Source organism: Collinsella aerofaciens (assembly GCF_040910185.1).
Taxonomy (GTDB): Bacteria; Actinomycetota; Coriobacteriia; order Coriobacteriales; family Coriobacteriaceae; genus Collinsella; species Collinsella aerofaciens_BF.
On the sequence record NZ_JBDGBA010000004.1, the window covers coordinates 13,302 to 33,809 of the forward strand.

Genomic DNA, 20,508 nt, shown 5'->3' on the forward strand with positions numbered 1-20,508 from the left:
TATGCTGAAGCTTTGGAAGGTTAACGCCAAGGCCGGCGACGCGACGGTCAAGTACCCGTTTGCGCCGTTTCCCACCAACAAGGACATGCGCGGCAAGCCCGAGCACAATGCCGAGCTCTGCATCGCCTGCGGTGCCTGCGGCGTGGCGTGCCCGGCCGATGCCATTCGCATGGACACCGACCTTGCGGCCGATACCATTACCTGGTCGATCGACTACGGTCGCTGCATCTTCTGCGGCCGCTGCGAGGAGGCCTGCCCCATGGAGGCCATCAAGCTCACCGAGGAGTTTGAGCTGGCCGTCATGAGCAAGGACGACCTCACCAGCAAGAGCGTCTATACGCTCGAGCACTGCTCGCGTTGCGGCAAGCCGTTTGCCCCGCACAAGGAGATCGACTACGCCAAGCGCCTGCTGCAAAAGGCCGGCGGCATGGAGGCCGAGCAGGCCGCCCGTACCGTCGGTATGTGCCAGGAGTGCAAGCGCGAGCTCGACGCCCTGCGCGCCGCCTCGGCCGTAAAGACCGGCAACGCTGCCGGTATGGCTGCCAACGAGACACTTGCGTCCGGCGAGCCCCAGGGCCCCGGCATGGAGTATCTGGGCGGCCACGGTGTGAACCCGGAGTATATCGACCGCGAGCTCAACCCCGATGCGCCCGAGATTCCCGCCGGTCCGGCGCCGGTCGAGGGCATCATCATGGATTTTGATACGAAGGAGGAGTAACCATGGCCGAACCCACGCTTTTGCCCGAGCGGCTTCAGTACCGCCCGACCAAGATCGAGCTCGACGAGAGCATCGAGAAGGCCAAGGCGACCCTTCTTAAGAAGATCAAGCGCTCGGTGTACGTCTACCGTGTTGACTGTGGCGGCTGCAACGGCTGCGAGATCGAGATCTTCGGTTCCATCACGCCCGTCTTCGACGTCGAGCGCTTTGGCATCAAGGTCGTGCCCTCGCCCCGTCACGCCGATGTGCTGCTGTACACCGGCGCCGTGACGCGTGCCATGCGCATGCCGGCCCTGCGCGCCTTTGAGGCCGCACCCGATCCCAAGATCGTGGTGTCCTATGGCGCGTGCGGCTGCACCGGCGGCATCTTCTACGACAACTACTGCGTCTGGGGCGGCACGGACAAGATTCTGCCGGTCGACGTCTACATCCCCGGCTGCCCGCCCAGCCCCGCGCAGACCATCTACGGCTTTGCCATGGCGCTCGGTCTGCTGGACCAAAAGCTCCATGCCGAGACCACGGTGGAGGCCGCCGGCGAGCAGGCCGATATCCTGCACCCCGGCGTGCCGTACAAGCTGCGCGTTGCCATCGAGCGCGAAGCTCGCGCCATGAGCGGCTACCGTTACGGCCGCGACCTGGCCAATGAGTTTATGGATACGCTCGAGGGAGCGCCCAAGGGCGATATCCGCGGTGCCATGGCGCTGCTCATCGACAAGCAGGACGATCCGCGCCGCGTCGAGGTGTACTCGGCGCTGCAGGATCTGGTGCTGGCCGGAGGTCGCTAGATGGAGCTCACGGACCGCTCTGGTTACTTTGCGGGCCCCGGCATGCTCGGCGGCTCCTTTGGCGATGCCTCGCGCGCAAGCGACGAGGCTGCCGAGGGCGTCGCCGACCCCTGCCTGGGCCATGCGCCCGACCAGGTGGTCTTCTATGAGCTCACGCGTAAGTTCGTGGAGACCGAGGAAGACGTTCCCCAGGAGGCCTGCGACGTGCTGTACTACACGCTCGCCGTGGGCCACCACACCGGCGTGCTCGACTGCTTTGAGCCGCGCCTGTCGGTGCCGGTGAGCGTGTTCTATTCGCTCGTCGACGCGCTGCCGGAGGGGGAGGCCAAAACCAAGTTCGAGGCCATCCGCTCCTTTGGCGAGTGCCAGCTCGACAAGGCGGCGGTGCCGTCGCTGCTCGAGGCCTGCGATGCGCTGCTCGACGAGCGCGGTTTTCGCGGGTCGGCCAAGGCCGGCATCTCGGTGTTCGACGACGACTTTGGCCTGCATGCCCAGCAGGTCGCGTTCTTAATGAAGTTCCGCGATCTGGTGGAGCGCGTGCGCGATGTGTCGGGCGTGTATCTGACGGGGAGGCTGCAGTAATGGGTCGCGTTGTGGATGGCCGCGTGAACGGCGCCCCGTTTGCGGGTATCGTGCTCACGGCGGGAAGCGTGCTGCGTGCCGACGATGCCGCCGGCCCCGTGCTCTCCAAAAAGATGGAGGACGCTCCCATCGCCGGTTGGTACACCATCGACGGAGGCCAAACGCCCGAGGACGACATCATCGAGGTCAAGCGCGAGCGTCCGCCGCGTCTGGTCTTAGTCGATGCCGCCGACATGGCACTGCCCGCCGGCGCCATCCGCTTGCTCGACAAGCGCGATGTGGCCCGCAAGTCGATGTTCACCACGCATTCGCTCCCTTTGTCGATTCTGATCGAAGAGATTGAGCAATCGTGTGATGATATCGTCTTCGTCGGGATTCAGCCGGGCGACACGGAGTTCTACAACCCCATGTCCCCGGAAGTCTTTGACGCCGTCGACGCCGTGTATGACGCCGTGGCCGCCAACGACTTTTCCCACTTTGTCCGCTTGGGGCAAGAGCAATAGGAGCGCTTGCCCCTGCTGATTAGGAAAGAAGTGATTGACATGGCAGATTCCAAGGTGGAGTATCCCGCTCCCGATTGCCTGGCGCCCGCCGCGATCGAGGCCAAGACCGAGGCCGCCGGCGTGACCAAGGCTAACCTGCCGGTCGCTAAGGCCTTTCTGTTGGCAATGTTCGCCGGTGCGTTCATCGCCTTCGGCGGCCTGTTCTTTACGGTGTTTTTGAGCGACAGCACGCTGGGCTGGGGTGCCCAGCGCGTCGTCGGCGGCCTGTGCTTTTGCCTGGGCTTGGTGCTCGTGCTGGTGTGCGGCGCCGAGCTGTTCACCGGCAACTCGCTTATGGTCTGCGCGCTCAAGAGCAAAAAGATCACCCTGGCTCAGATGCTCAAGGCATGGCTCGTCGTGTGGCTTGGTAACTTTGCCGGTGCCCTGTTCATCGTCTTTTTGGTGTACATGGCCGGCATTTACAAGCTCAACGGCGAGGCGGTCGCCAATTCCATGGTGAGCGTCGCCGCCGGCAAGGTGACGGTCGACTGGGTGACGATCTTCTTCCGCGGCATTCTGTGCAACATCTTTGTGTGCCTTGCCGTGTGGATCGGTACCGCCGGCAAGACCGTGGTCGATAAGGTTGTGGGCATTCTGCTGCCCATCGCCGCCTTTGTGGCCTGCGGTTTTGAGCACTGCGTCGCCAACATGTACTTTTTGCCCATGGGTGCCGTGATGCATGCATGCGGTTATGGTGCCGACGTCGCCGGCGCCGATGCGCTCAACGCCGCGGGCATTGCGTTTAACCTGTCCGCCGCTACGCTGGGCAACATCGTGGGCGGCGCGGTTCTGGTCGCGCTCGGCTACTGGTTTATCTACGCCAAGAAGTCCGAGGCGTAAGGTACCGTCTGTTTGACGTTGGGCCTCCCGCGGGGCGTTGCCGTGCGGGAGGCTTTTTGGGTCCGGGGCTCGTTGGCGGGCTTTTGGCTTGTTGTGTTTGGCTGATGAAAGGGGTAATCGAGATGGCATCTGCTGTGAAGCGTGACGGTCGCGCCGTGGTGACCACATGCGGGGGATGCTATGCCGATTGCGCCTTTGCGGCCCATGTTGAGGATGGACGTGTGGTGGCTGAGCTGCCGGTTGCGGGGCATCCGTGCGCGGCGCGTGCCCTGTGCGCCCGCGGGCGCCATCGCCTGTCTATGCCGTTTGACGAGCGCGACCGGATTTTGCATCCCATGCGCCGTCGCCAGGATGGCTCGGGGTTTGATGCGATTACCTGGGACGAGGCGTTTGCTCAGATTGCCGAGCGTCTTTTGGGGATTGTTGACGAGTGCGGGCCTCGTGCGCTGGGCATGACGCTCGGCGTGCCCTCGTTTGACCGCTACTGGGCGCATCGTTTTATTCATGCGCTGGGCTCGCCCAACGTATACGGTGCCGACGGTGCCTGCGAGGTAAGCCGACTTACCGGTTGGGAGCACAGCCTGGGCTATAGTCCCGCCTCCGACCTGGCGCATACCGATTGCATCATGTACCTGGGGCGTTCCATTGTTGATTCGTCGACGATGGGGGCCGTTGATGTGCTCAACGATGCCCGTCGCCGTGGGGCGAAGATTATCGTGGTCGACCCCCGGCGCAGCGGCTCGGCTGCGCTTGCCGACCGCTGGCTTCGCGTGCGCCCGGGCTGCGACCTGGCCTTGCTGCTGGGCATTGCGCATGTGCTCATTGCCGAGGACTTATTCGACCACGAGTTTGTTGCCCGCTATACCACGGGTTTTGATGAGCTGGCGCAGGCGGCTGCTGTTTGGACGCCTGAGTGGGCCGAGTCGATGTGCGACGTGCCGGCCGAAGAGATTGTCGCCACGGCGCGCGATCTCGCTGCCGCCGCGCCTGCCGCCGTGGTAGATGCTGGTTTTCATGGCGGCATTGGCATCGCGTATGCCAATAGCACCCAGACCGCGCGCGCGATTTGTCTGGTCGATGTGCTGCTGGGCTGCATCGGACACGCGGGCGGTGCCCTCAACCCGCCCACGCCGCTTGCGTTGGGCGATTTGGACCCTGCGCGTTTCGCGACGCCGTCGATGCCACGTGAGCCCAAGTTGGGGTCCGAGCGCTATCCACTGGTCGATCCGGTGCGCGGTCTGTGCACGACCATCGGTCAGTCGATTCTTGCCGGCGATTTGCGTGGACTTATCGTCTATGCCAGTAACCCCGGTGCGGGCTATGGCAATGCGCAGGCTTGGCTGGGTATTTTGCAGCAGCTCGACTTGCTCGTGACGATTGATATTCGCTGGTCCGAGACGGCGCGCGCTTCCGACTTCGTGTTGCCCGATGTGACGTATCTGGAGGCCGACCGCGGTGTGGGTACGGTCGTGGGCTGCAATGACGCGCGCGTGTTCTACCGCAACGCTGTACTGCCCGTGCAGCATGACGACACACGTCCCGGTCGGGAGATTTTTGCCGGTCTGGCGCAGGCGTGTGGCGTGGGCGAGTACTTCCAGTTTACGTCTGACGATCTGGCGGCTGCCCAGGTGGCGCCTTTTGGGATCGATCTGGACGAGCTCAAGGAGCGCGGCTGGGCCGATACGGGCATGGCGCTGCCGACGCGCACGGGTGAGCCGGTGATTCCGCTTGCCGGCGGCAAGATTGCGCTGGCAAGCGACATATGGGAGCGAGCCGGCATGGGTCGTGTGCCCAACTGGATCGCTCCCATGGTGGAGCCCGGCCCGGGGATGTTCCGCCTCATTAGCGGCAACCGTCCCTTTGAGTCGCATACTTCGCGCAGGCTCGCTGCCCAAGGTGCCACCGAGGCTGGATCGGACCTGGACGCCGTGCAGATGAATGCCGATGCTGCTGCGCACATGGGCATCGCCGACGGCGAGGTCGTCGAACTCGTGAGCGATATGGGCCGCGACCGCGTGCGCGCGGAGACGACGCCGTATCTGCATCCGGCGTGCATCTTCACCTCGGCCGCTCCCGGCGGGCATTCGTTTGGCGCCGATGCCGGTGGCGCTCAAGCCTTGGGCGTGGGTCCGCTCGACCATACGCCGTTGCGTTGGGACCCGTTGACGGGCGCTGCGCTCACCCAGGAAAACGCCGTTCGCGTGGAAAAGATCGCGGCACGCGAGGATAATAGCGATTGATTGACTCAGCCGATCGAATTGGCTGATAGTTTGACGTTCGAACGATTGATTCACCTTTGGTTTTGAAAGGTCGCACATGAGCGATAGCCAGAACATGTCCGATGAGGTACGCGCCCGCCTTCGCGCTATTCCTTCCGTCAACGAGCTGCTCGCAGAGTGGCCGGTTGTGAAGGCGGCGGGGGAGACCTGCGACGCGGTGGTGCATGCCGCCGTCACGGCCGAGCTCGATGAGGAGCGCGCCGCTATCCGTGCCGGCGCCGCCCCGCGTTCCAAGCGCGAGCTGGCCTCGGCCATCGAGTGGCGTGCGCATCGCTCCGCGCTGCCGAGCCTGCGTCCCGCCGTCAACGCCACGGGTGTGGTTATTCATACCAACTTGGGTCGCGCCCCGCTCGCGGAGCCGGCCGCCAAGGCCGTGGCCGAGGTCGCGCGCGGCTACAGCACGCTCGAGTACAGCGTGGACACCTGCTCGCGCGGGTCGCGCAAGGAGCACGCCGCGCAGCTCATCCGCTCGCTTACCGGTGCCGAGGACGCGCTGGTCGTCAACAACAACGCGGCGGCCGTGCTACTGGTGTTGGCAACCCATGCCGCGGGCAAGGAAGTCATCGTCAGCCGCGGCGAGCTTGTCGAGATCGGCGGCAGCTTTCGTATCCCCGATGTTATGGAGTCCTCGGGCGCCAAACTCGTCGAGGTCGGGGCCACCAACCGCACGCATTTGAGCGACTACGAGCGCGCCATCACGCCCGATACGGCGATGATTCTCAAGGTCCATCCTTCCAACTATCGCATCGAGGGTTTCCACGAGGAGGTGGGTTCTCGGGAGCTTGCTGCGCTTGCTCACAAGCATGGCCTGCTGTTCTACGAGGACCAGGGGTCGGGCGCGCTGTTGCCCGATGACATCCTGGTGCGCGGCGGTGAGGAGCCCACGCCGGCTTCGGTCGCGGCAGGGCTCGATCTGGTGTCGTGCTCGGGCGATAAGCTGCTCGGTGCCGCGCAGGCAGGCATTATCATGGGCCGTCGCGATCTGGTCCAGGCCTGCGGCGCACATCCGCTCATGCGCGCTCTGCGTCCGGGCAAACTGGCTCTGTCGGCGCTCGAGGCCACGCTGCGTATCTACATGGATGGCGCCGATGTTGCCCATCGCGATATTCCGGTGCTCAGCATGCTTACGCTGCCGCAGACTCATTTGGAGCGACGTGCCCGTAAGCTGCGTGATCGTATGGTCGCCGGGCTCGATAAGGCAGGTTGCCCGTGTGCCGTTGAGTTGGAGATTGTCGAGGAATCGTCGACCCCCGGTGGCGGCTCGCTGCCTACCGTGGAGCTGCCCACGATGTGCGTTGCCGTGCGTCTTGTTGACGAGCGCCTGACGGTCGACGCGCTCAAGCGCTCGCTTGTCCAGGACTTTGACACGCCGGTCGTCACGCGCACCTCGCACGACCGCATTCTGTTTGATGTGCGCACGCTCGTTGGCGATCGCGATATCGAGACGTCGGCATCGACGCTCGTCGCGTGCGTTAAGAAGGCGATTGCTCGATGAGTGAGGTTCAAGCGCTGGTGGAGTGTCCCGTTATCGTTGGCACGGCGGGCCACGTCGACCACGGTAAGTCGGCGCTGATCGAGGCGCTGACCGGCAAGAATCCCGATCGCCTGGAGGTCGAGCGTCGCCGGGGCATGACGGTGGAGCTGGGCTTTGGCGAACTGGCACTGCCGAGCGGCAAGATCGTTGGCCTTGTCGACGTGCCGGGCCACGCGCATTACCTGCGCGCTATGGTGCAGGGTGCGACAGGCATCGACGTTGCCGTGCTGGTGGTCTCTGCCGTTGAGGGCGTAATGCCGCAGACCCGCGAGCACGTGCATGTGCTGGAGCTGTTGGGCGTTACGCATATGGTGGTCGCGCTGACGATGCGCGACCTGGCCGACGCCGAGATGACCGAGCTTGCCGAGCTCGATGTCGATGACTTTTTGTCGGGTACCGTGTTTGCGGACGCGCCGTTCGTGCCCGTGTCGTCCAAGACCGGCGCGGGGATCGATGACCTGCTGGTTGCGCTCGACGAGCAGGTTGCCGCTTGCTGGGATGCCTGCCGTGCTCGTGCCGAGCTCACCGATGCCGCACCGCGTCTGCCCATCGACCGCTGCTTTACGATCAAGGGCGCCGGCACCGTCGTGACGGGAACGCTGCACGATGCGCCGGTTGCGGTGGGCGACGAGCTGATGGCCTTGCCGTCGCGTACGGTCTGTCGCGTGCGCGGGATTCAGGTGCATGGCGATGCGCCGCGGGCGTTGCCCGGTCAGCGTGTGGCGCTCAACTTGGCGGGCGATGCCGTCGCCGCGCTCGATCGCGGTGAGATGCTCGGCGTGGCGGGCCGCTTTGGCCAGACGATGCGCTTTATGATGACGTTTACCTACCTGGGTCGCGAGGGTGCCAAGCCGCGTGTGCTCGAGTCGGGTGCGCGTGTGCACGTGATGGCCGGCACGGCCGAGGTCGTCGGCCGCATCATGCTTTTGGAGGGCGAGGCGCCCATGGCGGTGGGCGAGACCCGTACCGTTCAGGTGCGCGTGGAGGAGCCACTGCCGCTACGTGCCGGGGACCATGCCGTGGTGCTGTCCTATTCGCCCGTGATGCTTATTGGCGGCGGGCGCGCGCTGCTTTCGCGCTGCCGTCGCTCGCGCGAGCTTGCCGAAGGGGAGCGTACGCTGTATGCGGCGCTCGAGTCCGGCGATATTGCGGGTGGTGTGGGCGCTTGGCTGGCGCTGCAGATGCTGCCAGTTACGGCGGTTGATGTTACCGACGCTTTGGATCTTGGTGTCGGCGAGGTGGATGCCGCACTGCGCGGGTTGGTGTCGCAGGGCTCTGTTCGCAAGCTTGCTGTGGGTGATGCGGACTACTTGGCGGACGCCGTGGTGCTCGACGCTGCGATGGATGCACTGGCGGCGACCCTGTCAGCCATGCACGCGGCGTCTCCCAAGGAGACGGGCTTTACGCCCGGTGCCGTTGCCCATGCTGCGTGGCCTGCCGCTGATGATGGCGTTGCCGCGGCTCTGATTGCCGAGGGCTGCTCGCGCGGTGTGTGTGCCTCCGAGGGCGCCGAGGTGTTCGACCCGCACTCCGCTGTCGCCGCGGCGCGTGTGGTGCGCGAGGCCTGCGAACGTATCGTTGCCTTGCTGGACGAAGCCGGCCTCGATGCACCGACATTGCCCGAGGTGGGCGAGCAGCTGCAGCTCGATCGCGACACCATGACGCGTGCCCTGCGCGAGCTTTCGCTCAACCGCTCGATCGTGAAGGTCGAGCGCGACGTTGCCCTGTCCGCTGCCGCCGAGGCCCATGCGCGCGAACTCGTCGCCGCCGCCATTGAGGCAGCCGGCGGCGCTGCCACCACGAGCGTGCTGCGCGAGGCCCTGGGCGTGTCGCGCAAACGCGCCATCAGCATCTTGGAGCACCTGGACGCCGTGCGCTTTACGGTGCTCGACAAGGACGCCGGCGGCCTGAGGTCCCTGCGCTAGGCCACCCTTATCAGTTGCGGTGAAATAGTTCCTGTTTTCGGCATCTAACGCCAAACCAGGAACTATTCCACCGCAACTTCTTGTTTGTCATTTTGGGATGGGGCCTGTCGGTTTGGTAAAATACCGCCGCACTTGGGAACGGATGGGCTCCGGTGGGCTCCGCGGTCCTCAAAACCGTTGCGAGGCGTGCAAAACGTCTTGGATGTGTTCGATTCACATACGTTCCCGCCATACGCTACCAGCGCTTTTGTGCTCGCGGTCTTGCTGCGTGCCGCAAAGGCGCTGTTTTGTTTTTGCACAGGTTTGCCGTGCCGCCCGCTTTATCGGCGACGGTATCTGGCTTCGTGCATCGGGTTTCGAGCATGCCGATGGAGGTGTTTTGTCGTATGACTACCGTAAGACGTGCCGATCTTTCTTGTGTCGTCCAGGCGGGCGGGTTGTCGTCGCGCATGGGCTGCGATAAGGCGCGCATGGCGTTTTGCGGCGAGCCGCTCATCGAGCGCGTGCTGGGTCGGCTGGCTCCAGTTGCCGGCGAGTTAGTCGTGACGACTTCGCGTCCCAGCGAGCTTGTCTATCTTGAGCAGCGCGCGTTTGGCGGTCTGGTGCCGCGAATAGTGTCGGACCTTGAGGGGCCGGCGGGTGCCATGCGCGGCATCGCGAGTTCGTTGGCCGCGGTCCGATTGCCGCTCGTGGCGATCGTCGCCTGCGATATGCCGTTTGTCTCGCCGGAACTCATCGGCGCGCTTGCCGATCGTGTTGAGGCCGAGGCGCTCGACGTGTGCGTGCCGCGCGAGGAGCGGGGGATTGAGCCGCTTTGCGCCGTCTGGCGTCGTGACGCGTGTACGCCGGTTGCCCAAGAGCTGCTCGCCTGCGACCGCCAGCGCATTCGCTGCCTGATCAATCGCGTTCAGGCTGGTTATATGGATGAGCCGCAGATTGTTAAGACCGCGGGCTCGACGCTCTGCTTCGAGAACGTCAATACGCCCGAGGAGTTTGCGGCGGCCGAGTTACTCGCCTAGACGATTGGAGTTGCCATGTCTCACGATATTTGCCCCGACACGGGAGAGCCTTGCACTTGCGATGGTTCCGAGCCCTGTACCTGCGGCTGCGGTGGCTGTGGACATACTGCGGAAGAGGAAGCGGCCGCCGCGGCGTATCGCGAGGCACACCGCGAAGGCCCGTCCGGTGATGCCCTCGACCACGAGCGCAAGATTATCGTGTCGTTTGACAGCACCTTCGATGTGATGGAATGCGAGCAGCTGTGCCTGGATGCCGGCGTGCCCGGGCGCATCATGCCACTGCCCGGCTCCATTACTGCCGGCTGTGGGCTTTGCTGGGTCATGCCGTTCTCCGGCGATGCGCTCGCCGCCTTCCGTGCTGCCACCGAAGGCCGCATTACCCCCGCCGACTACCATCAGCTCGTCCTCTAACCACCAACGCCACCACAAAGGCGCCTGTCCCCAATGTGGTGGTTTGGAACACGTGGACGAAACAGCTTCGAAACACGGGATTTGTGCGTCGGGCGCTCAAAAACGCCTCTACCTGCATCGTAATCAAAACGAAACATCTGCTCGTCGGCTTATGCGAAATTTTCCCGCAACAGTGCGATATTATCCATAAACGATAAAGCTCGCGGCGCATGGGGCGCCTCGAACGACACTTTTCTTTTCCATCAATTGGAGGAAGCATGAGCTACACGCAGAAAGTTCTCGACGAGCTCAAGGCCCGCTATCCCGAGCAGCCTGAGTTCATCCAGGCCGCGACCGAGATCCTCGGCACCATCCAGCCGGCGCTCGACGCCCATCCCGAGTACGAGGAGGCCGCCCTGCTGGAGCGCCTCGTCGAGCCCGAGCGCATCGTCATGTTCCGTGTCCCCTGGGTCGACGACCAGGGCAAGGTCCAGGTCAACCGCGGCTACCGCGTCGAGTTCAACTCTGCCATTGGACCCTACAAGGGCGGCCTGCGCTTTAACCCGACGGTCACCCTGGGCATGCTCAAGTTCCTGGGCCTGGAGCAGATTCTCAAGAACAGCCTGACCACCCTTCCCATGGGTGGCGGCAAGGGCGGTTCCGACTTTGACCCCAAGGGCAAGTCCAACAACGAGATCATGCACTTCTGCCAGTCCTTCATGACCGAGCTCTATCGCCACATTGGCCCCAACACCGACGTTCCCGCCGGCGACCTGGGCGTTGGCGGCCGCGAGGTTGCCTACCTGTTCGGTCAGTACAAGCGCCTGACCAACGAGTGGACCGGTGTCCTTACCGGCAAGGGCCTCTCCTTTGGCGGCTCGCTCGCCCGTACCGAGGCCACCGGTTACGGTCTGGTCTACTTTGTGGACGAGTACCTCAAGAGCCGCGGTGACTCCTTCGAGGGCAAGAACGTCGTCGTTCACGGCTCCGGTAACGTTGCCATCTACGCGGTCCAGAAGGTCGCCCAGCTCGGCGGCAAGGTACTGGCCTGCTCCGACACCCACGGCTGGGTCGAGGATCCCGACGGTATCGACTACACCGTGCTCGAGCATGTCTACAACAAGAAGCGCTCCGGCCACGACAAGGGTGTCACGCTCGCCATGTACGTTGACGAGAAGCCCAACGCCGTGTGGCACGAGGGCGACGGCCGTGGCGTTTGGCAGCTGCCCTGCGACATCGCGCTGCCCTGCGCTCGCGAGAACACGCTGCTGCTCGAGGACGCCCAGGCGCTCGTCGCCAACGGCTGCAAGGTGGTCGGCGAGGGCGCGAACATGCCCACGACCATCGAGGCCACGACCTACTTCCAGGAGAACGGCGTCGCCTTTATGCCCGGTAAGGCTGCCAACGCCGGTGGCGTGCTCGTGTCCGGCCTGGAGATGAGCCAGAACGCCGAGCACCTGTCCTGGACCTTCGAGGAGGTCGACGGCAAGCTCGAACAGCTCATGCGCGGCATGTTCCACAACGTGGACGACACCGCCAAGAAGTACGGCGAGGAGGGCAACTTCGTCATGGGCGCCAACATCGCCGGCTTCCTGAAGGTCGCCGATGCCATGCTCGCCCAGGGCGTCTGCTAAACCCTGCCTGACATAGCATCTAATGAGGCTCTCGGCTCAACGCCGGGAGCCTTTTTTGATCCGCATGCGACGGAGGAAAACGGTTCATTTTGTCCCGACACGAGCTGTGCCCCCTCGTTTGGTACACTTAAAGGTACTGGACAAGTGAAGAGATGGGGGAGAACGTGCTCAAGTTCGGTACCTACGTCCGTGTTGGAAACGCGGCCGAAGCCTATGAGCTCTTGCAGAAGAACCGCAACAACAAGATTGTGGGCGGTGGCATTTGGATGCGCTTGGGTTCGCGTCGCGTCGCGACGGCGATTGACCTTTCGGCCTGCGGACTCGATCAGATCGAGGAGACCGAGACCGAGTTTCGCATCGGTGCCATGTGTACCCTGCGCCAGCTCGAGCGTCATGCCGGGCTCAACGCGCTTGTCAACAATGTCTTTGAGTTCGCCGTCCACGATATCGTAGGCGTGCAGCTGCGCAATACCGCCACGGTGGGCGGCAGCATCTACGGCCGCTTTGGTTTTTCGGACGTGCTCTCGGCCTTTTTGGCGCTCGATTCCTATGTTGAGCTGACGGGCGCCGGCCGCGTGCCGCTCGCGGAGTTCGTGGACATGGGCTACGTACGTGACGTGATCGAGCGCGTCGTGGTCGTCAAGCACGATTACCGTGCGAGCTACGAGGCCGTGCGCAAGGCCGCGACCGACTTCCCCTCCTTAAACGTCACCGCCGCCTGGTGGGACAACAGCTGGCATGTCACCGTGGGCGCCCGCCCGCTGCGCGCGACCCTGCTGCAGGGCGAGGCTTGTGGCCTGGTGAACGAGCAGCCTTCCGAGGACGAGCTTCGCGCCCTTGCCGCATCCGTGCGTTCCCTGAGCTACGGCACCAACCTTTGGGGCTCGGCCGACTACCGCCGCCGCATCTCGGCCCCGCTTGCCGTCCAGGCTGTGCGTCGCGCCGCCGGCATCGAGCTCTCGGCTGCGCTTGCCCGCGAGCTCGAGTCCGTGCAAGTGCCTAAGTTTGCCACGGACGAGTATTCCTGCCGCCGCGTGCCCGGCGTCGATTCTAGCGAGGTGCGCTAATGGCTGCCAAACTCATCGATCTTTCCTTTACGCTCAACGGCCGCAAGGTCAAGGTTCAGATTGCCCCCGACACCATGCTCTTTTCGCTTTTGCGCGAGCAGGGCTGCGCGTCGGTGCGCTGCGCCTGCGAGACCACCAACTGCGGTCTGTGTACGGTGTGGCTCGACGGCGACCCGGTGCTGAGCTGCTCGGTTCCCGCCGCCCGTGTTGAGGGCCACACCATCACCACGCTCGAGGGCCTCAAGGCCGAGTCCGAGGCGCTCGCCCGCGCAATGGCTGCCGAAGGCGCCGAGCAGTGCGGTTTTTGCGCCCCCGGCCTTATCATGAACGTGCTGGCGCTTGCCCGCGCCGCCAAGGAGGACCCGAGCCTCGTCGCCACGCGCGAGGAGCTCTCGCGCCAGCTTGCCGGCAACCTCTGCCGTTGCAGCGGCTACGAGAGCCAGCTGCGCGCCATCGTGCGCTTCCTCAACGAGTCCGGCGTGCAGGTGGGCTTTGAGATGCCCGAGCTGCCGGTCAACGACACCAGCTGCGACGGTGTCTCCTACAAGCAGATCACTCACAAGCAGCCCAAGAAGGACTCGAAGGCCCTGCTCGAGGGACGTCCCGTCTACACGGGCGACCTGGTGCCCGCCGGCGCCCTGATCGTCAAGCTCAAACGCAGCCCCTATGCCCGCGCCAAGATCCGCTCCATCGATACATCGCGCGCCCTGAAGGTGCCCGGCGTGGTGGGCGTCTACACCTACGAGGACGTGCCCCAGCGCCGCTTTACCATCGCCGGTCAGAGCTATCCGCAGCCGAGTCCCTACGACCGCCTGATTCTCGAGAACCTGGTTCGCTACCAAAACGAGGAGGTGGCGATCGTCGCCGCCGAGACCGAGGAGGCCGCCGACAAGGCACTCAAGCTCATCAAGGTCGACTATGAGGTGCTCGAGCCCCTGCTCGACTTTACCCAGGCGCTCGATAACGACATCGTGGTCCACCCCGAGGGCGACGTGACCTTTATGTTCCCGCAGGGCGGCGACGTTGCTCGCAACCTGGTGTGCAGCGGTACCAGTGATTTTGGCGACCTTGACGAGGCATTCGCCCAGAGCGACATCGTCTTTGAGCGTACCTACACCAGCCAGGCCACGCAGACCGCGCCCATGGAGACCTTCCGCGCTTTCGCGACGACCGACGCGTTCGGGCGCATCTCGGTGACCACCTCTACACAGGTGCCCTTCCACGTTCGCCGCATGGTCGCGCAGTCGCTCGACATTCCGCAGTCGCAGGTGCAGGTCATCAAGCCGCGTATCGGTGGCGGCTTTGGCTCCAAGCAGACGGGCTGCTGCGAGATCTTCGTGGCGTTCGTGACGCAGCAGACCGGCCGCCCGAGCTACTGCTGCTACACCCGCGAGGAGACCATCACCGCGGGCAACTCGCGCCACCAGATGCAGATGACCGTTAAGCTGGGCGCCATGAACGACGGCACCATCACGGCCATCGACCTGCATACGCTGTCCAACGCCGGCGCGTACGGCGAGCACGCTACCACAACGATCGGCCTTTCGGGCCACAAGAGCCTGCCCATCTACAACCATGTGAAGGCAAGCCGCTTTAGCTGGGACGCCGTCTACACCAATACCAACCGTGGCGGCGCGTATCGTGGCTACGGTGCCACCCAGGGCCAGTTTGCCGTGGAGAGCGCCGTCAACGAGCTCGCCGACATGCTGCACATGGACCCCGCCGACCTGCGCCTTAAGAACATCGTGCGCGAGGGCGAGGTCATGCCGCAGTACTACAACGAGAAGCTCAACGCCTGCGCGCTCGACCGCTGCCTGCTGCGCGCGATGGACATGATCGGCTGGCGCGACAAGCCGCTGGCCGTGGACCTGGGCGACCGCGTGCGTGCTCTGGGCTGTGCGCTCACCATGCAGGGCTCTGGTATCTCCAACGTGGATATCGCCGGCATCGACATGCGCCTGGAAGAGGACGGCTTCATTACCATCGGCACCGGCGCCACCGATAACGGCATGGGCGTCGACACGATCCTGGCGCAGATTGCCGCCGAGGAGCTGGGCGTGGAGAGCTCGCTCATTGTGGTGCGCGGCGTGGACACCGACGTGTCGCCGTTCGACGCCGGCTCGTACGCGAGCTCCGGTACCTACGTGACGGGCCTTGCCGCCAAGAACGCCGCGACCGAGCTGCGCGAGAAGATTTGCGCCAAGGCTGCCCAGATGTGGGACCTGGACGCCGCCGACGTGGTCTTCGATGGTCAGTACGTGCGCCTGTCCGACGAGCGCGCCGCGCGTGAGCAGAACCGCTACCTCACGCTGCGCGACTTTGCCAACCTGTGCGTCAAGAACATCGCGGGCGGCGATGCGCTCACCTCGCATGCCTCTGCCTGCCTGCCCGTTTCGCCTCCGCCGTTTATGGCCGGCATTGCCGAGGTCGAGGTCGACAAGGCCACCGGCAAGGTGACTGTGGTGGATTACGCTGCGGCTGTGGACTGCGGCACCGTGATCAACGAGGCGCTCGCGCGCGTCCAGGCCGAGGGCGGCATTGCCCAGGGCATCGGCCACGCGCTCTACGAGATCGTCGAGCACGATGATCGCGGCCGCCTGCGTACCGGCAACTTTATGAGCTACAAGCTGCCCACGCGCCTGGATATCGGAAGCATTCGCGTGGCCTTTGAGCCGAGCTACGAGCCGACGGGCCCGTTTGGCGCCAAGTCAATCGGCGAGGTCGTCATCAACACGCCGCTCGCCGCCGTGGCCTCGGCCGTGGCGCACGCCACCGGCCACCAGGTTCGCTCGCTGCCCATCACGCCCGAGAAGGCCCTGCTGGGGGAGTAGGCGAGGAGGCGCTGTACCCGCTCATTGCCTAGCCCGGGGAAACTGCAGCCCACTTTTCAACTGAATTGTGGGCTGCAGTTTCCGTTTGAGGGCCTTGGCGGAAAGTGCATCCCGGAATAGGGGCTCAAAACGGGTTGCAGTTTCCGGTTGATGGCTATAGCGGAAATTGCATCCCATTCCGAGGCCCCAAACCGGGACACGCTTTCCGGCGCATGGCCAGCATCGCCTGACTGCCGAGTCCCACCGAAGTTGCGGTGGAATAGGGACTGTTTTGGAGGACTGGAGCCCCAAACAGTCCCTATTCCACCGCAACTTATGAGATGGGGTGGCGTGCTCTATTGGCTTGCTCTCGTGGTGAGGTCGTGAGCCTGTAAAAGGTGTGCGTGCGCTTGCCGTTCGTATCTGCTATCATTCCTAGTCTGTGCGCTCATGCGGGCGTGGCGGAATTGGTAGACGCGCCAGATTTAGGTTCTGGTGGGATTCCCGTGAAGGTTCGAGTCCTTTCGCCCGCACCAACGCATCTGCGTCGGCCCTGGCCGTCGCGACACTTTGTTGCATAAAGGTACCAGCACCTCAGATAAGCTGGGCAGTATGAGGAGGAACGTGTTGAACATCACCGCTTCTGACGTCAAGGACGCCAAGCTCACCGCTACGGTCACCATCCCGGCCGCCGACGTCGACGCCGCGATCAAGAAGGCCTACAAGGACACCGCCAAGAAGTACCGCTTCCCGGGCTTCCGCGCCGGTAAGGCCCCCCGTCCGGTCATCGACTCCGCTCTTGGCGCCGAGGCTACCCTCGCTCAGGCCACCAACGACCTGATCGCCGCCAACGAGCCCGCCGTCCTCAACGAGCTGGACATCGTCCCCACCAAGAGCGGTGACTACAAGGAGCTCGACCTCGCCAAGGATCACGAGGACTACACCTACACCGTCGAGTTCTCCCTGCGTCCCGCCGCTGAGCTCTCCTCCTTCGACGCCGTCGAGATCGAGATGCCCCCTGCGGAGGTCACCGAGTCCGAGATCAACAACCAGGTCGAGATGCTCCTCAACTACCGTGCCACCTTCGAGGACGTCGAGGGTCGCGCCGTCGAGGCCGAGGACTACGTCACCGTCGACCTCAAGGCCGTCGAGAACGCCGACAACTTTGCCGCCGAGGGCCGTATGCTCATCGCCGGTAGCGACAGCAACCCCAAGGAGTTCAATGAGGCCCTGATCGGCGCTAACGTTGACGACGTCAAGACCGTCACCTGGACCGACGAGGTCGAGGAGGGCGAGGAGGCCGAGACCCACACCGTCGAGGTCACCGTCAAGGGCATCAAGGTCCGCAACACCCCCGAGCTCACCGACGAGCTCGTCAAGTCCGACTTTGGCTTCGACAGCATCGACGCTATGCGCGACGCCATCAAGATCGAGATCGAGCAGGACAAGGCTTCTCGCCTTCCGGCCGAGAAGGAGAACCGTTGCGTCTCCGCTCTCGCCGAGCGCCTGCAGCTCGACGAGATGGACGCCGACTACGAGCAGTCCGTCTTTGAGGAGCTTGGCCAGAACTTCCTGTCCAACCTCGCTGCCCGCGGCATGACGCTCGACACCTGGCTGCCCGCTTCCGGTCTGACCATGGAGCAGTTCATCGGCGACCTGCACAAGCAGGCCAACGACGTTGCCCGTGAGTCCCTGGCTCTGGACGCCCTCGCCCGCGAGCTCAAGATCGAGGTCACCGAGGACGACATCAACGCCGAGTTCGAGAAGGCCGGAGTCAAGGACGTCGAGGCTTCCAAGGCCGAGTTCATCGCCGATGGCCGCATGCCTGCCGTCCGCGAGTCCATCCGCCGCTCCAAGGCCGTCGACCACCTGGTCGAGAACGCCAAGGTGACCGAGGTCGACGAGACCGCTAAGGACGCCGAGTAATTCTCGCCACCTTGTCCACGAGCGCATGGGTGCGCCCGTGATGGGGTAAAGTTATACACCGGTTATCCGGTTGCTTCGTACGGTGCCAGCCAATGCATAGCATGCGGGCACCGTACGTTTATCTAGAACCATTATTGGTCCGTAAGAGAAATGGAGATGCGTATGATCGCTAAGTTCGATTCCGCCCTCGTGCCATACGTTATCGAGCAGACGCCGCGCGGCGAGCGCAGCTACGATATCTATTCGCGCCTGCTCAACGACCGCATCATCTTCTTGGGCGAGGAGATCAACTCCGTCAGCGCCAACCTGGTCGTTGCCCAGCTGCTGCATCTTGAGAGCCAGGATGCCGAGAAGGATATCTCGCTCTACATCAATTCGCCCGGCGGCGAGGTTTACTCCGGCCTGGCGATTCTGGACACCATGAACTTCATCAAGCCGCAGGTCTCCACCATCTGCGTCGGTATGGCCGCGTCCATGGCCGCTGTGCTGCTTTCTGCCGGCGCCAAGGGCAAGCGCTTCTGCCTGCCGCATTCCAAGGTCATGATTCACCAGCCCAGCGGCGGTGCGCAGGGCCAGCAGACCGAGATCGAGATCGTGGCCGAGGAGATCAAGAAGACCCGTCGCGAGCTCAACCAGATTCTGTCCGACGCATCGGGCCAGCCCATCGAGAAGGTCCAAGCCGATACCGAGCGCGACAACTACCTCACGGCTGCCGAGGCCCTCGACTACGGCCTGATCGACCGCATTGTCACCTCGCGCGATCTCGCCGCGAAGGACGCCTAGGATGGCCGGTAACATGCAGGACGGCTTCGACGAGAACGGCAACCCCATCCGCTGCTCCTTCTGCGGAAAAGAGCAGGGCCAGGTCCGTCGCCTCGTAAAGGGCCCGACCAACATCTTTATCTGTGACGAGTGCGTCGCCGCCTGTTCCGAGATTCTGGAGGAGTCGCTGGCTTCGGACTTTATGGACGCTGCCCGCAACGGCAAGCTGCCGGGCTTCCTCAACGACCATGGTCAGGCTGCATCCCAGCCCGCCGTGGACCCCGAGACCGAGGGCTTTGAGCTCGAGGACGACCGCCAGGTCATCACGCACGTGCCGACGCCGCACGAGATCTATGACGAGCTTTCGGCCTATGTTATGGGCCAGGAGGACGCCAAGCGCGCCATGTCGGTTGCCGTGTACAACCACTATCGCCGCGTGATTGAGGGCGGCGCCGCCGTGTCTGCCTTTGACGACGGCTTGGACTCGCAGTTCGACGACGATATGGACGAGGTGGAGCTCGCCAAGTCCAACATCTTGCTGCTCGGTCCCACCGGTACCGGTAAGACTCTGCTCGCCCAGACGCTTGCGCGCATCCTCGAGGTGCCGTTTGCCATCGCCGATGCCACCGCGCTTACTGAGGCAGGTTACGTTGGCGAGGACGTGGAGAACATCCTGCTCAAGCTCATTAATGCTGCCGATGGCGATATCGAGCGCGCGCAGGTGGGCATCATCTACGTGGACGAGATTGACAAGATCGCCCGCAAGGCCGAGAACCTCTCCATCACCCGCGATGTTTCGGGCGAGGGCGTTCAGCAGGCGCTGCTTAAGATTCTTGAGGGCACGGTGGCCAGCGTTCCGCCCACCGGCGGCCGCAAGCATCCCCAGCAGGAGCTGCTGCAGATCGACACGACCAACATCCTGTTCATCTGCGGTGGTGCCTTCGTGGGTCTGGACAAGATCATCGCCGATCGCGTGGGAAACAAGGGCGTTGGCTTTAACTCAGAGATCGCCGGCCCCACCTCGGTCGACGAGAACGACCTGCTGCGTCAGGTGCTCCCGCAGGACCTCAACGCCTTTGGCATGATCCCCGAGTTTGTGGGACGTACGCCCGTCGTCACCCAGACGCAGGCGCTCGACGAGGACGACCTGGTGTCGATTTTGACCGAGCCCAAGAACGCCGTGGTGCGCCAGTACCGCAAGATGTTCCAGCTCGAGGACGTTGAGCTTGAGTTTGAGGACGCCGCCCTGCACGAGATCGCCCGCATGGCGCTCGCCCGCAAGACCGGCGCCCGCGGCCTACGCTCCATCTGCGAGGACGTGCTGCAGCAGACGATGTTCGACCTGCCCAGCGAGGAGGGCGTTTCCAAGGTCATTGTGACCGAAGCCTCCGTAAAGGGCGAAGAGCAGCCCCAGCGCATCTACGGGTAAATAGCTTGAATCCAGGCCCCGCGGCAACCACCGCGGGGCCTGCCATTTAGGGACAGGTTTATTTTGGTCGGTTTTATATGGACAAATGTCGTTTCCCCTGATAAAACCTACCAAAATAAACCTGTCCCTTTTCGGCAGGTATGCCTGTGCTATTCTGTGAGATTGTCAAGTTAGTACCTTCAGACTGAAGTAATCGATACCTAAGGCGTGTCCGCCTGCTTGGTTTTCGTAGATTCCGCACGAGCCGAAGAGCACTTAATGTGCTC

The 20,508-nt window shown here is 63.7% G+C and carries 16 protein-coding genes and 2 tRNA genes; all 18 read left to right on the top strand.

What is annotated here, in order from left to right:
- The first annotated feature begins 1 nt into the window (after position 1).
- A complete protein-coding gene (locus AB5Z54_RS02575) occupies positions 2–718 on the top strand; it encodes a formate hydrogenlyase complex iron-sulfur subunit (RefSeq protein ID WP_124786290.1) in 717 nt (238 codons plus the stop codon).
- A gap of 2 nt (positions 719–720) precedes the next feature.
- On the top strand, positions 721–1,503 hold the full coding sequence (locus tag AB5Z54_RS02580) for an NADH-quinone oxidoreductase subunit B family protein (protein WP_022095195.1): 783 nt from the start codon (positions 721–723) through the stop codon (positions 1,501–1,503).
- Positions 1,504–2,085, top strand: a complete 582-nt coding sequence (locus AB5Z54_RS02585; protein WP_368160052.1) for a formate hydrogenlyase maturation HycH family protein — start codon at positions 1,504–1,506, stop codon at positions 2,083–2,085. It begins immediately after the preceding gene.
- Positions 2,085–2,588, top strand: a complete 504-nt coding sequence (gene hycI, locus AB5Z54_RS02590; RefSeq protein WP_368160055.1) for a hydrogenase maturation peptidase HycI — start codon at positions 2,085–2,087, stop codon at positions 2,586–2,588. Before AB5Z54_RS02585 ends, hycI begins: the two co-directional genes overlap by 1 nt.
- A gap of 39 nt (positions 2,589–2,627) precedes the next feature.
- Complete coding sequence (locus AB5Z54_RS02595) at positions 2,628–3,467, top strand: formate/nitrite transporter family protein (protein WP_346981844.1); 840 nt, start codon at positions 2,628–2,630, stop codon at positions 3,465–3,467.
- Between the two features lie 122 nt (positions 3,468–3,589).
- Entirely contained in the window at positions 3,590–5,707 is a 2,118-nt protein-coding gene (locus AB5Z54_RS02600) for a molybdopterin-containing oxidoreductase family protein (RefSeq protein ID WP_368160057.1), read from the top strand.
- A gap of 76 nt (positions 5,708–5,783) precedes the next feature.
- A complete protein-coding gene (gene selA / locus AB5Z54_RS02605; RefSeq protein ID WP_368160060.1) occupies positions 5,784–7,241 on the top strand; it encodes an L-seryl-tRNA(Sec) selenium transferase in 1,458 nt (485 codons plus the stop codon).
- Positions 7,238–9,205 (top strand): selenocysteine-specific translation elongation factor, encoded by a 1,968-nt coding sequence (selB, locus tag AB5Z54_RS02610; RefSeq protein WP_368160062.1) that lies wholly within the window; start codon positions 7,238–7,240, stop codon positions 9,203–9,205. The genes selA and selB overlap by 4 nt, the downstream gene beginning before the upstream one ends.
- Before the next feature lie 134 nt (positions 9,206–9,339).
- Positions 9,340–9,436, top strand: a tRNA-Sec gene (locus AB5Z54_RS02615).
- A 155-nt stretch (positions 9,437–9,591) separates the two neighbouring features.
- Positions 9,592–10,224 (top strand): molybdenum cofactor guanylyltransferase, encoded by a 633-nt coding sequence (gene mobA / locus AB5Z54_RS02620; RefSeq protein ID WP_368160065.1) that lies wholly within the window; start codon positions 9,592–9,594, stop codon positions 10,222–10,224.
- A 15-nt stretch (positions 10,225–10,239) separates the two neighbouring features.
- The gene (locus AB5Z54_RS02625) at positions 10,240–10,635 is read left to right on the top strand and encodes a putative Se/S carrier protein (protein ID WP_158558667.1); all 396 of its coding nucleotides are present in this window, start codon (positions 10,240–10,242) and stop codon (positions 10,633–10,635) included.
- Between the two features lie 257 nt (positions 10,636–10,892).
- A complete protein-coding gene (gene gdhA, locus AB5Z54_RS02630; protein ID WP_368160069.1) occupies positions 10,893–12,248 on the top strand; it encodes an NADP-specific glutamate dehydrogenase in 1,356 nt (451 codons plus the stop codon).
- A gap of 164 nt (positions 12,249–12,412) precedes the next feature.
- Complete coding sequence (locus tag AB5Z54_RS02635) at positions 12,413–13,315, top strand: FAD binding domain-containing protein (protein ID WP_368154293.1); 903 nt, start codon at positions 12,413–12,415, stop codon at positions 13,313–13,315.
- On the top strand, positions 13,315–16,146 hold the full coding sequence (locus AB5Z54_RS02640; RefSeq protein WP_346979048.1) for a molybdopterin-dependent oxidoreductase: 2,832 nt from the start codon (positions 13,315–13,317) through the stop codon (positions 16,144–16,146). Before AB5Z54_RS02635 ends, AB5Z54_RS02640 begins: the two co-directional genes overlap by 1 nt.
- 431 nt (positions 16,147–16,577) lie before the next feature.
- Positions 16,578–16,661 (top strand) — tRNA-Leu (locus AB5Z54_RS02645).
- 88 nt (positions 16,662–16,749) lie between these two features.
- Positions 16,750–18,051: a trigger factor gene (gene tig, locus AB5Z54_RS02650; protein WP_158558666.1), complete on the top strand. Its 1,302-nt coding sequence runs from the start codon at positions 16,750–16,752 to the stop codon at positions 18,049–18,051.
- Positions 18,052–18,213: 162 nt separating this feature from the next.
- Positions 18,214–18,834, top strand: a complete 621-nt coding sequence (locus AB5Z54_RS02655; protein WP_022095182.1) for an ATP-dependent Clp protease proteolytic subunit — start codon at positions 18,214–18,216, stop codon at positions 18,832–18,834.
- A gap of 1 nt (position 18,835) precedes the next feature.
- Positions 18,836–20,242 (top strand): ATP-dependent Clp protease ATP-binding subunit ClpX, encoded by a 1,407-nt coding sequence (gene clpX / locus AB5Z54_RS02660; protein ID WP_368160072.1) that lies wholly within the window; start codon positions 18,836–18,838, stop codon positions 20,240–20,242.
- The last annotated feature ends 266 nt before the right edge of the window (positions 20,243–20,508 follow it).

What these genes read in the sequence shown, in the direction of transcription:
- clpX (WP_368160072.1), top strand. Translation starts at nt 18,836, where the DNA reads ATGGCCGGTAACATGCAGGACGGCTTCGACGAGAACGGCAACCCCATC.
- AB5Z54_RS02640 (WP_346979048.1), top strand. Translation starts at nt 13,315, where the DNA reads ATGGCTGCCAAACTCATCGATCTTTCCTTTACGCTCAACGGCCGCAAG.
- gdhA (WP_368160069.1), top strand. Translation starts at nt 10,893, where the DNA reads ATGAGCTACACGCAGAAAGTTCTCGACGAGCTCAAGGCCCGCTATCCC.
- AB5Z54_RS02575 (WP_124786290.1), top strand. Translation starts at nt 2, where the DNA reads ATGCTGAAGCTTTGGAAGGTTAACGCCAAGGCCGGCGACGCGACGGTC.
- AB5Z54_RS02595 (WP_346981844.1), top strand. Translation starts at nt 2,628, where the DNA reads ATGGCAGATTCCAAGGTGGAGTATCCCGCTCCCGATTGCCTGGCGCCC.
- hycI (WP_368160055.1), top strand. Translation starts at nt 2,085, where the DNA reads ATGGGTCGCGTTGTGGATGGCCGCGTGAACGGCGCCCCGTTTGCGGGT.
- AB5Z54_RS02580 (WP_022095195.1), top strand. Translation starts at nt 721, where the DNA reads ATGGCCGAACCCACGCTTTTGCCCGAGCGGCTTCAGTACCGCCCGACC.
- AB5Z54_RS02655 (WP_022095182.1), top strand. Translation starts at nt 18,214, where the DNA reads ATGATCGCTAAGTTCGATTCCGCCCTCGTGCCATACGTTATCGAGCAG.
- AB5Z54_RS02600 (WP_368160057.1), top strand. Translation starts at nt 3,590, where the DNA reads ATGGCATCTGCTGTGAAGCGTGACGGTCGCGCCGTGGTGACCACATGC.
- mobA (WP_368160065.1), top strand. Translation starts at nt 9,592, where the DNA reads ATGACTACCGTAAGACGTGCCGATCTTTCTTGTGTCGTCCAGGCGGGC.
- AB5Z54_RS02625 (WP_158558667.1), top strand. Translation starts at nt 10,240, where the DNA reads ATGTCTCACGATATTTGCCCCGACACGGGAGAGCCTTGCACTTGCGAT.
- selB (WP_368160062.1), top strand. Translation starts at nt 7,238, where the DNA reads ATGAGTGAGGTTCAAGCGCTGGTGGAGTGTCCCGTTATCGTTGGCACG.
- AB5Z54_RS02585 (WP_368160052.1), top strand. Translation starts at nt 1,504, where the DNA reads ATGGAGCTCACGGACCGCTCTGGTTACTTTGCGGGCCCCGGCATGCTC.
- selA (WP_368160060.1), top strand. Translation starts at nt 5,784, where the DNA reads ATGAGCGATAGCCAGAACATGTCCGATGAGGTACGCGCCCGCCTTCGC.